The 10192-nt window shown below is 65.1% G+C and carries 11 protein-coding genes and 3 pseudogenes; 7 read left to right on the forward strand and 7 right to left on the reverse strand.

All coding sequences use genetic code 11. The annotated features are described in order from the left end of the window. Positions 1-126 precede the first annotated feature (126 nt). From ACFWBT_RS38285 to ACFWBT_RS38295, 3 genes and pseudogenes are all read right to left on the reverse strand, one after another. Positions 127-279 carry a transposase gene (locus ACFWBT_RS38285; protein ID WP_385708045.1) on the reverse strand — a complete coding sequence of 51 codons (153 nt, stop codon included), beginning with the start codon at positions 277-279 and terminating at the stop codon, positions 127-129. 20 nt (positions 280-299) lie between these two features. After that, positions 300-3011 (reverse strand): tetratricopeptide repeat protein, encoded by a 2712-nt coding sequence (locus tag ACFWBT_RS38290; RefSeq protein ID WP_385708020.1) that lies wholly within the window; start codon positions 3009-3011, stop codon positions 300-302. A gap of 169 nt (positions 3012-3180) precedes the next feature. Continuing rightward, positions 3181-3372, reverse strand: a pseudogene (locus tag ACFWBT_RS38295) (transposase family protein); the annotation flags it as partial. Here ACFWBT_RS38295 and ACFWBT_RS38300 point away from each other — a divergent pair. From ACFWBT_RS38300 to ACFWBT_RS38320, 5 genes are all read left to right on the forward strand, one after another. Further along, positions 3347-3694 (forward strand): S8 family serine peptidase, encoded by a 348-nt coding sequence (locus tag ACFWBT_RS38300; RefSeq protein ID WP_385708023.1) that lies wholly within the window; start codon positions 3347-3349, stop codon positions 3692-3694. The pseudogene ACFWBT_RS38295 and the gene ACFWBT_RS38300 overlap by 26 nt on opposite strands. Further along, positions 3691-4011 carry a hypothetical protein gene (locus ACFWBT_RS38305; RefSeq protein WP_385708026.1) on the forward strand — a complete coding sequence of 107 codons (321 nt, stop codon included), beginning with the start codon at positions 3691-3693 and terminating at the stop codon, positions 4009-4011. The genes ACFWBT_RS38300 and ACFWBT_RS38305 overlap by 4 nt, the downstream gene beginning before the upstream one ends. Positions 4012-4023: 12 nt before the next feature. Continuing rightward, positions 4024-4326: a M14 family zinc carboxypeptidase gene (locus tag ACFWBT_RS38310; protein ID WP_385708029.1), complete on the forward strand. Its 303-nt coding sequence runs from the start codon at positions 4024-4026 to the stop codon at positions 4324-4326. A 443-nt stretch (positions 4327-4769) separates the two neighbouring features. Then, positions 4770-5690 carry a YihY/virulence factor BrkB family protein gene (locus ACFWBT_RS38315; protein ID WP_385708048.1) on the forward strand — a complete coding sequence of 307 codons (921 nt, stop codon included), beginning with the start codon at positions 4770-4772 and terminating at the stop codon, positions 5688-5690. Between the two features lie 131 nt (positions 5691-5821). Beyond that, complete coding sequence (locus ACFWBT_RS38320; RefSeq protein ID WP_385708032.1) at positions 5822-6082, forward strand: STAS domain-containing protein; 261 nt, start codon at positions 5822-5824, stop codon at positions 6080-6082. Between the two features lie 344 nt (positions 6083-6426). Here the strand turns inward: ACFWBT_RS38320 and ACFWBT_RS38325 are convergent, their stop codons facing one another. Continuing rightward, a complete protein-coding gene (locus ACFWBT_RS38325; protein WP_385708036.1) occupies positions 6427-6627 on the reverse strand; it encodes a hypothetical protein in 201 nt (66 codons plus the stop codon). Between the two features lie 686 nt (positions 6628-7313). Between ACFWBT_RS38325 and ACFWBT_RS38330 the strand changes: the two genes are divergently transcribed. Next, entirely contained in the window at positions 7314-7691 is a 378-nt protein-coding gene (locus tag ACFWBT_RS38330) for a GAP family protein (RefSeq protein WP_385708050.1), read from the forward strand. A gap of 534 nt (positions 7692-8225) precedes the next feature. Here ACFWBT_RS38330 and ACFWBT_RS38335 read toward each other — a convergent pair. Together ACFWBT_RS38335 and ACFWBT_RS38340 are read right to left on the reverse strand one after the other, a co-directional pair. Next, positions 8226-8504, reverse strand: a complete 279-nt coding sequence (locus ACFWBT_RS38335; protein ID WP_385708039.1) for a hypothetical protein — start codon at positions 8502-8504, stop codon at positions 8226-8228. A 217-nt stretch (positions 8505-8721) separates the two neighbouring features. Beyond that, complete coding sequence (locus ACFWBT_RS38340) at positions 8722-8916, reverse strand: nitrilase-related carbon-nitrogen hydrolase (protein ID WP_385708042.1); 195 nt, start codon at positions 8914-8916, stop codon at positions 8722-8724. A gap of 340 nt (positions 8917-9256) precedes the next feature. Here ACFWBT_RS38340 and ACFWBT_RS38345 point away from each other — a divergent pair. Beyond that, positions 9257-9637, forward strand: a pseudogene (locus tag ACFWBT_RS38345) (transposase); the annotation flags it as partial. A gap of 103 nt (positions 9638-9740) precedes the next feature. Here ACFWBT_RS38345 and ACFWBT_RS38350 read toward each other — a convergent pair. Continuing rightward, positions 9741-10192, reverse strand: a pseudogene (locus ACFWBT_RS38350) (hypothetical protein); the annotation flags it as partial.

Genomic DNA, 10192 nt, shown 5'->3' on the forward strand with positions numbered 1-10192 from the left:
CGCAGGCGGGTCCGTCACTTCCCCGTGGTGGCGGACCCGCCTTTCTGCGTGACCGAAGGCGTCGGTTTCGGTGAGACGGCCTCCTCGACAGGCCAACTCGATCGGACGAGTTGTCAGTGGCAACGCTTACTGCTGGGTGCACCCGGCCAGTTCCGTCGGCCAGGCCGGAGGGTCCTTCGACAGCTGCCGCCAGGCACACCCGGTCCGCACCACGTAGAAGATCGCGTCCACGATCCGCCGCCGCGGGTGCTTCTCTCGCCGTCCGCCCTTCGGCCCCACGGCAGATCTCAAACGCGGTCTCAGATCGGAATTTTTCCGCCTTCGACTTTCGAAAGCGTTCGCCGCGTCAATTGGGGAACATTGCCCACTGCTTGACTGAATGGCTCTTGACTTTTACTTTCCGGAAATTCCAACCAGTCCCCGAGCCTATGCCAGGCCGCGGCATACCGTATGGAGAGTTTCCGGACCGTCTTGGCGTTCAGCCAGGTCAAGCCATCCGCCGCGGCATCCCGGAGGACCCTTTGGCCCTCTTCGCTGTAGGAATAGGGAGTGCCGTTCGAATAGGGAGTATCGCAAGTATTCTCGGAGCTGCCCATGTAACAGTTTAGGTCCCTAAAGAGCTTATTGATCTTTTGAGAGCTTAGGGAGCTATGACCGGCTGTCGAATGACTCTCGTTCGCACCCATTTGGGGTGGAAACCCTGGAGTGTCGGACGAAGCCGAATGACAGTTGGCCTGAATGCAATGTATTAGATCTACCCGGTCTTGCCACATGTATTTGCGTTTATCGTCCACAATCTCGCGGAGGGAATTCCAAATTTCACACTCCGCTCCAAGCCATGAAACCGTGGTATCGATATCAGAACCAGCCTTCTCACTCCGTGCGCGCCAAGCCTGTTCCATAACTTTGGCAACTGCTTCGAGGAGTCGATAGTCGTACTCCCGCATCATTGCATCTGTGGAATCCAAATCCCTTGCAGAGTGCACTGAGGGGGACTCTACGCTTGGGTAAGCGGTGCGAATAAAGTCACCGAATATCTCGCTCGCCCAGAGCTCCTTCAGGTCAGGATCTTCTCCTGTCATCCATTCTCGTTCCACGGTTGCAAAGGTCATTCTAGGAATGAGCACCGCTGCCTCGAGTTGACATATGGCCTGTTTGGCAAATTCCTCCTTTTCCTGCTTATCATCCGTGGAGTGCATTGCAATGGCGTAAACGCACGCTGCGTTGTAGCGCGAGTGCCAATCTCCGTAAAGCAATGGCCATCTTCGTGCGAAAAAGAGTCTCCGACGGAGAGACCGGATTCGCAAGTTTGTCCAAGAGATTCTGCTTCTCCAGCGCCATGCGTATCGCCGCCGCCACTTGTATGGCGATGCGTTCTGGTCGTATTCCCAACTGGCCCAGGCCAATCGTAGTGGTGCACATACTCTGCGGTTCGTCAGGAACGCACCCCGAGTCACTGGCTGCTGCGCCCCGCGGAAGCTTTGAAGGTACGCTGCGGGCCAGATGAAGCGAGTCCAACTCCACAATGCCGTAGGCCAGTAAAGGAGAACGCGAGCCCACCTGTCGTCGGAGGCGAGGCGGTTTGTCTCCTGGATGGAAGCTCTCTGAAATACCAACGCAACGGTTCGCTCTGCCTTGATTGCAGGAGCGCCGTCCTTTTCATCACCTGCCTGCTTTTCAAGGATCTCCCTCAATGACTCCTTGGCTTGCTTCATTCTTTCCTTGCGAGTGCCGGCATCACACATATCGATAACAGTCGGCCAGTAGCGCTCCACGAGGATCGGAATGAGCTCTTTGTGGGTTTCCGTGCCATGTGTTCCCGTCCGCGTATACCACTGTTTCGCTGTAGTCTCAGACGTGCCAAGGATTATCGAATTTCGATATCGAAGTCCGAGAACTTCACTGTATCGGCGAGGGTGTCGAAGGTACCGAAGTCGGCTCCAGTGCGGGATCCAGCGATTTCGCCAGAGTCGATTTCGATAGCTGCGTGCGGTCTGCCCGTCGAGAGTAAGAGCCCTCTGGGCAGTATTGAGAGCGTCGACGTGCAACCCCATCTTTTCTTGAATTTCGACTAGTTCGGCTCGCAGGTAGGCATTCCTCGGATCGAGTTGCACCGCTTGAAAGTACCGCTCCAAGGCCTCATGATGGCGCCCTGCACGGCTCAGTTCGGTCCCCTCCTGGTATGCCTGATACAACTCCGGTTTGAGTTCTCTGCCCCACCAGTAACGCCAAGGGGCGCGCCTACCGGCACGCGTGACGGGCAACAGCGAACTCACAACCCAAATGCTGGCCTTGCTAATTACCTCATCCCAATCTGTCCCCCATATGGTCATCGCGCGGGAGCCACCGAACAGAAACGCAGTGACGGTTATTGTCATCCCGTACCGATCGGGCTCCGCCACTCGGGACTGGAGGACCCCGCTCACTCGATAGGCCAGTTTCGGGCGAAGGCGACTCAACACTCTCGGCAGGGCTTTTCCAAGATTATTGGGATCGAGTTCGACGTCTCCGATCAATTCCAGGAAAGTTTCGACGGGAGCCTGCGCTGGAAGCGTTGTAGGCGGGTACATGCTGCTTTCGGACAGTCGGCGGCGAAGCTTGGCCGTGAGGTCGGCGTTAGACGGTTTTACGGTTCCCGCTTGCGTGGCATCTTCGAGCTGTTGCACGTCGACCGGGCCCGGCTTGTAGGCCAGCCAGGCACGGGTTGCCCTCCACCACATGTAAAGCAGCAGCAGCAAGGCCAGAAGGAAGGCCAACCTGGCTCCGAGCGAGGCCCCGTTCTGATCGCCCACTCGGAAGATTGATCCGATGCCCCCGAAGATTCTCCCGATGGCGCCTACAATCCCGAAAAACCCTTCACGCTGCCACGCAGGATGGTCTTCCCCTGCCCACCACAAGGCCGCAAGCAATCCACTCAAGCTCACTGCGCTCCACACCCACCAGGCGATGAAGCGGGGGCCTGGAAGGGGCGCCGTCAAGCTGCGTTCGCTTTCTCCTCGATGATTGAACATAAGCCGTCTCCGGTGCGGAACCGTTAGCGGTCCTGGCCCCTGAGCCCAAACGGGAAGAGTTGAGGCAAATTCGCCTGGCTTGGGCGTACCCAGCGGCTCGTCTCACAACCACGTTACCCAAGAAAGGTGTTGTAGACAGGGCAACTATTGAGCTACTCAGTGAGCTCTTTCAGCGCTGCCGCTCCAGGGTGAGGACGGCCGCGGCGATTGACGTCATTCGGTTCGGGCTGCACCTCGATCTGCGGAAGATGCGCCAGGACTTCAGTCGTGCCACGCCGTGCTCGACCGGTGCCCGCGCCGCGGACAGCGCACGGTTGACGGTTTGCTGGGTCGGTGTGAGCTCTCCGCCCGGCGGACGTCGGGAGGACAACGCGGCACGAGGCTCAGGGGTCGAACTGATCGCATCCGGCGTCAAAGTCTTCAGCACCAAGTCCGGCGGCGGCTACGGAACCAACACCGGCACCAGTTTCGCCGCACCCTGCGCGGCCGGGTGCGCCGCCCTGGCACTGTCGGTAAACCCCCACCTCACGAGAGACCAACTGCGCGAGGTGATGCACGAGTCGGCCGACAAGATCGGAGGACCGGAAGTCCAGTACGACGCGGCCGGCCACAATGGCGACTACGGCTTCGGCCGGGTGAACGCCTCCCGGGCCGTCGCGCTCGCCGACGGGATGACGCCATGAGCGAGGAACTGGACGTCATCCGCTGCCACGTTGTCGCCGAGAACGCCGAAGCGCTCAGAGAGTTCCTCCGTGAGACGCAGCCCGATGTCGGCTGCCGCTCCGTCGCGCGCGACACCCAGGAGGGCGTCGGATTGGACCTCTATCTCCGCCAGGAGCAGCTCGACCAGGCCAGAGCAGCCAGATCGGCGCCCCAAGTGAGCATCATCGAGATCGAGAACGTCACGGAGAACTGGCGCAGCCTGAAGGAAGAGATCGGCGGCGGTGACCGCTTCGCGCACCGGGACGCTATCCCGCACGGCCTCGGCCGGAAGGAGTGAACGTGTACCTCAATGTGGCCGAGATCGAATCGGCGATCACCAGTGCACGACGCCTACCCCGACACCTCGGAGACCATCACCCCACCCCAGCTCACCCACGAGGGCCGAACAACGAGGCTGTTGCGGGTCGGGACACGTCAGGCCGACCAAGTACCCGGAATCCTGCTACTGGGCGGGATCCACGCACGGGAGTGGATCCCGCCCGCCGCGACGATCAGCAGTCAGGGCCTGGCAGGCGTGTCCGCGAACGAGCGCTGCGTTTCGTCAGGCCCTTGGCCCGACTGGGGTCGAACTTCACCGCGGCCAGCAGGATGAACAGGCTGGCCGCCCGCGGCGGCGCCGCCGATGTCCGACAGCGTGACGGTTCCCCACCGAGCGGCCGGCGGTGAGACCATGAAAGAGCGGCTACCGTGCCGCCGACGATCGCGCCTCGGAACGATGGATGATCACGGTCAAGCTCCATTTAGTGCTGTTGTGCCTGGTCCTGCCGTTCCCGGCAGTGCTGATCAAGGAGGAGCCGAATATGAAGGTGCTCTGGGCCTTCCTCCCTTGTGCGGACACCTGCCCGGAGTCATCTACGGCATCTACCAGGGGGGCAAGGACTGAGGCCCTGGCGCCCCGGAACAGCCAATCAACACGCCGGGCTGATACCCATGTCACGACACGAGAACGAACACCGGCACATAAGCGCAGCTGACGAGACCAGGCCCGCTACCGGTGGCGCCGGTCGCGCCGAGAGCCCGACCGACTTGCCCAAGATGTCGTGGTGGGGTGTCCTGAAACGCACCACCAAGCAGTTCAAGGCCGACAGCCTCAGCGACGCGGCCGCTGCGCTCACCTACTACGGCCTGCTGGCGATCTTCCCCGCTTTGCTCGCACTGGTGTCGATCCTGGGGCTGGTCGGCAGCTCCGCCACCAAGCCGCTGCTCGACCACCTTCGCGACCTCGGCCCCGGATCCGCCCGCCAGATCCTCACCACCGTGGTGCAGCAACTCCAGAACGCCCAGGGCAAGGCAGGCATCGCCCTGGCCATCGGGATCATCCTCGCCCTGTGGTCCGCCTCCGGCTACATCGCGGCCTTCATGCGCGCCGCCGACAAGTTCTACGGCATCGACGAAGGCCGCCCGCTCTGGAAAACCCTGCCCACACGACTAGCCCTGACCATCATCCTCGTCGTGCTCCTCGCCCTCACCGCTACCGGTGTCGTCTTCACCGGCACCCTGGCCACAAAGACAGGGAAGGTCCTCGGAGTCAGCGAAAACGTCGTACAGGTATGGGGCATTGCCAAATGGCCTGTCCTCATCATCCTCGTCATTGTGATGGTCACCCTGCTCTACTGTGCCGCTCCCAACGCCAAACGACCGCGCCGGATCCTCCCCGGTGGCCTGGTCGCGGTAGCCCTCTGGATCATCGCATCCGGCGCGTTCGCCCTCTACGTCGCCCACTTCGGCAGCCTCAACAGCACCTACGGCAGCATCGGAGTCGTGATCCTCTTCCTCATCTGGTTCTGGGTCTCCAACGTCGCGATCCTCCTGGGCCTCGAGTTCAACTTCGAGCTGGAACGCGGACGAGCCATCGCAGCCGGTCACCCACCCGAGGAAGAGCCCCACCCCGAACCCCGCGACTCCCCCAAACCACCGCCCGACACCCCACAAGATCACGACAGACCCAGTCACTGACTCCTGCGTACCGATCGCCGGGTTAGACGACCAGCCTTGGAGACCGGACACGTGCCGTCATCGCGCCTTCCCCCTGGGGGAGAAGCGCTGACCTGTATCGCAGAGGATTGTTGAAGGGCGACGTGGCACATATGCACGACACAGCCGAGCAGCCCACCCGTCTGTCGATCACTCACACCGCGGGCATGCGCTTCCTGGCCCTGTCCGGTGAGGTCGACGCCGACTACGTCGACCTCCTGCGCCAGGCCCTCCAGACCAACCACGGCGGCCCGGCGCAGACGGTCCTCGATCTTGGCGGGGTCACGTTCGTGGATTCCAGGCGATCAGCGTGCTGGCCGCAGCTCACCGCGATGCGGCGGCTACGGACGGCTGGATCCGGATGGCGGCCCTGAGCGCGCCGGTGAAGCGGGTTCTCGAGATCGTCGGCCTCGACACGATCATCCCCTGTTACTCCACGCTCCCTCAGGCACTCGCGGCCTGAGAGGCGGAGAGGGGCGGCCCGGAACTCGGGTGGGTTAAGACCGGGCCGCCGCCCCACCAACCTCCACTCAATCCACGCTTCCCGCCACACCGGCACGGTCACATGGGTGAGGGCCCGAGACCGGTGCGTGGGGTCCGGGCCCTCCAACCGCGCGCCTCCGAAGGGTGAAGTCGGATCCTGCACGCGATGGCCTGTCCAACGACGTCAGCAACTCCCAGACACGCAGAAATGTCACCTACGGCGGCGGGCGTGGGGTTAGCTGCGGGTGTTCTTGAAGCGCACGGCCGGTCCCCAGCCCTCGCGCACGGGAGCCATGCACCACCGGCAGAGCGGGCTGCCACCGTGCCCGTACTTGTGGGTCTTGCGCTGGCAGTTGCCACAGGGTCCGACCTTGTCGCCGGGGCAGACCAGCGCTGACGGATCCGGCTCGCTGATCGGCGGTGGTGCAGTGGTCATGACGGCTTCCTGTTCCGGCGCTAAGACATACGGCAGGGCGGCGGGCGTCCCTGTTCTGGCACCGAAACGGTGCCGTGATCCTGAAGGGTGAGGACCCGAGGCCGTCACGGCTCGGGCCCCCACCGTGCGCGCATCGACCGGTGCGCGCCGCCCGCTCACCGAGGCTGGCCGCGACGAGGTGGAGACGCGGCGGGGCCGGGCGGGCCGGGGTGGCCGACGGATGCGTGCGGGCCACCCGATCCCCAGCATGATCCCGCCCGCCGGAGGCCGCACGCCCCGTCTGACCATCCGGGTAGATGCGGGCCCGCTGCGGTTCCGGCCTTCCTGCACGGTGCCGAAGACCACGACTCCTTCTTCGCCATGAACGCGTGGGTGAGGGCCCGGACCTTCCCCAGGACACCGGTCCGGGCCCTCACTCTTCACGCAACGGCACAGCGCGACTCGCTCCGCGACGTCCCTGTCCACCGGCAGACGCCCGAGCGACAAGAGACGGTCCGGAAGCAAGCCAGATCGCCCCTCATCATGCTCCCGGCTCGCGAACCCCGCGATCCCCGCTCGAACCTCTTCGATCGGCCCTCGTGTCATGGCCGCACTCGGCATACTCCTGGACATGAGGATCGCGCCCCGCACCCGCCTGCACGCGGCGATGGCGCGGCTGATCGCGACGGCGCGTCAGGTGGAAGCAGATCTCTACCTGGCCGCCACGTCCGCACGGCCCACCGCGCTGGACCGCCCGGATCGACAACGCCTCCCCGGCCACGGCGGCCGGCCTGGCATGGCTGCTGCAACCCTGGGCCATGCTCGGTGCCGGGGCCGCGACCTCCATCGACGCGAACCTCTCCACCCCCACCGACTGGTTCGCACTGACCGGCTACTACCTGCTGGCCACGCTCAGCCTCATCGTCATGGAGATGTACGCACTCCGGGCGCCCGCGGCCGCGGACGCCCGCTTGAACGCGCTGCGGAGCTGGCTGGATCAGCACCAGGAGCGACTGATCGTCACGCTCTCCCCGCTCGCCGGCCTGTGGCTGACGGCCCGGAGCATTTACGAGCTGATCGCCTGACACGGACGACCCCGAGCTACGAGCCACCACACCCGGCACCCCTAGCCCCACAGGGCCGTCGGCGGGAAGGGCTCTGCCTGTCCTCAACCCAGACGCCCCGGCTGAGGCTGAGCGCCGGTAGAGCCGGCCCGTAGCGCGAACACAGGCAGGGGAGTCGGCCTCTGCATGGACCACTACGGCCACCTCGAGCCCGGCGAGATCGACTTGCACCGATGGACGACGCCACCGAGAGGCCGGCCCTGCTGACGCTCCAGGAAGCACACGACCTGCTCCCAAATCCTGCTGACGATCGAGCAGGACGGCCATCCCCTTCTCGCCGCGAGCCAACCGGTTCGCACGGGAGATTGCCGCACGGATCCCGTCAGCGAACCGACCACCGCGCCGCCGCGGCGCCCGGGCTTGGTGCACCGGGCGCCACAGTCCGGCATCGAGCCGGTCGGTCGCCGGTTACGGGCGAACCTGGAGAACGCGAGTGGAGGCCGAACTGCTTCCTGCTGAACCCAGGCCTTCGTCTGGATCGGGGAGCGGCGCCGGTCAGCCGAGGACGAGGGTCAGCACCTCGCCGGGCGCGGGGCGCGACTGCGCCACCAGCGAACCGTCCGGGGACCACACCCCGGAGCCGCCGGACGTCTCCTTGTACTCCCCGCTGGGTCCCGCCGCAGTCGACAGCACCACCCACACGCCGTGCGCCCGCGCCCGCTCCCGCATGTGCGTGTCCCGGCGGGCGGACTGCTCGGGGCCCTCGCCGTAGAGCGTGCCGGCGACGTACGCGTCGATGCCCAGCTCCGCGGTCTGCGCCGCGTGTTCCGGCACACGGCGAGCCCCAGCCGCCAGCCGTCCACCTCGAACACCACCGGCTTCTCGCCCGGGGTGAAGCGGAGTCCTTCGGCGCCGTGCAGGTGCATCTTGGCGTACACGGCCTCGGCACCCTCGCCCGTGACGGCCAGCGTCGCGATGTACTCGCATCCGTCCGCGTCCCGCCAGGGGGCGCCGGCCAGCGCGGTCGGCCCCGTGCTGCCGCAGGCGTCGATCAAGGGGGCGAGGCGGGGATCGTCCACGCCACGGCCAGCGCGGCGAGGTCGTATCCGGTCAGCGACAACTCGGGGAAGACGACCACGCGGGCCCCCGCGCCCCGCACCGCCTCGGCGTGCAGCACGGCGTTGGCCGCGACGTCCGGGCTGGCGCAACGGGGCTGGGCGACGGCGACGGCCAGCGGTTCGGGCACAGGGTAATCCGGTCCGGTGGGGAGGGAACACCGGTCACCCTAACCTCAGGCGGTGACCTCCGGATCTGCGGCCCCGGGCCGGGCAGCCGACCGGTATCTGGATTCCGTCGTCCGGTCGTGGCCGCGGCCTTCGGTCGACCTGCCCAGGTCCGCAGGATCCTGCTGGCCGAGGGGGTGCGCTGGCGCCGCACCCGGTCCTGGACTCGCTCGAGGGACACCGACTTCGAGGGAAGAGGACCAGGATCATCGAGCTCTACACCTGCCCGCCCGCAGGCGCGACGGTCGTCTGCGCCGACGAGTTCGGACCGGTGATCCCCCGCACGTTCCCGTCAGCGCCGGGCAGGGAATCGACGCAGGGAAGAAGATCGCAGGCCGAAAGCGTCACCTCGGCGTCGACACTCTCGGCCTGCTCCTCGCCGCCAGTGTCTCCGACGACGTCGGCGGCATCCACCTGCTGTCCTGGATCTCTACCTCAAACCCGCAGGTCAGAAAGGCCTGGACCGACACCGGATACCGCACCAAAGCCATCGATCACGGCGCCCGCCTCGGCATCGACGTCGAAGCCGTCCGCCGGGATCCGGCCGTGAAGGGATTCAAGGTGATCCCGCGGCGCTGGGTCGTCGAGCGGACCTTCGGCTGGCTTCGGCAGCCTCGAACCGCACTTGCTCCCCCTGAGCTCGTTGTTTCGCGGTCAGGCCACTCCCATCGGGATACCGCATGAGACCGGGATGGACCCATGGCGGGATCACCGTGGTGGCGGGTGTGCGGATCGGGGGTGGTGTCCCCGCCGTGCACGGCCTGCGGCCGGGGGATGAGGTGCGGTTTCATGTCTGGTCGGCGAAGTCGCGGACGGGCGGATGCCCGGAGCGGACGATGTAGATGCCGCTTCCGAGAAGGGTTTCCTGGGATTGGTTCTCGAGGCTTTGGACGTCGATCGTCAGTGGCCACCAGGTTCGCTCCGACCAGCGCACTCCTGACAGGTCGGTTGCGTGCAGATCGGCATCGTGAAGGTCTGCGGTGGTGAAGTCGTCTAGGAGTTCGTTGATGGCGGCCTCGTCGAGGAGGGACAGATCCCGGCCCAGGAGCTCGCCGAGGATCTGCTGGACTTTACCGAGTCGAGTTCTACGAGAGCGTCGGGCCGGTCGGTGAGCCGTCGAAGTGGCTTTGGTCACGAAGTTCGGCAGCGGCTGTTCAGCAATTTGGGAGGCACCCGGACCACGCCGTGTTCGATGTTCATGAGAGGTGACAGCGCCCAACCCGGTCGAGCGCGCCTTCG

The organism is Streptomyces sp. NPDC060027 (assembly GCF_042737005.1).
In the GTDB taxonomy this organism is placed as follows: Bacteria; Actinomycetota; Actinomycetes; order Streptomycetales; family Streptomycetaceae; genus Streptomyces.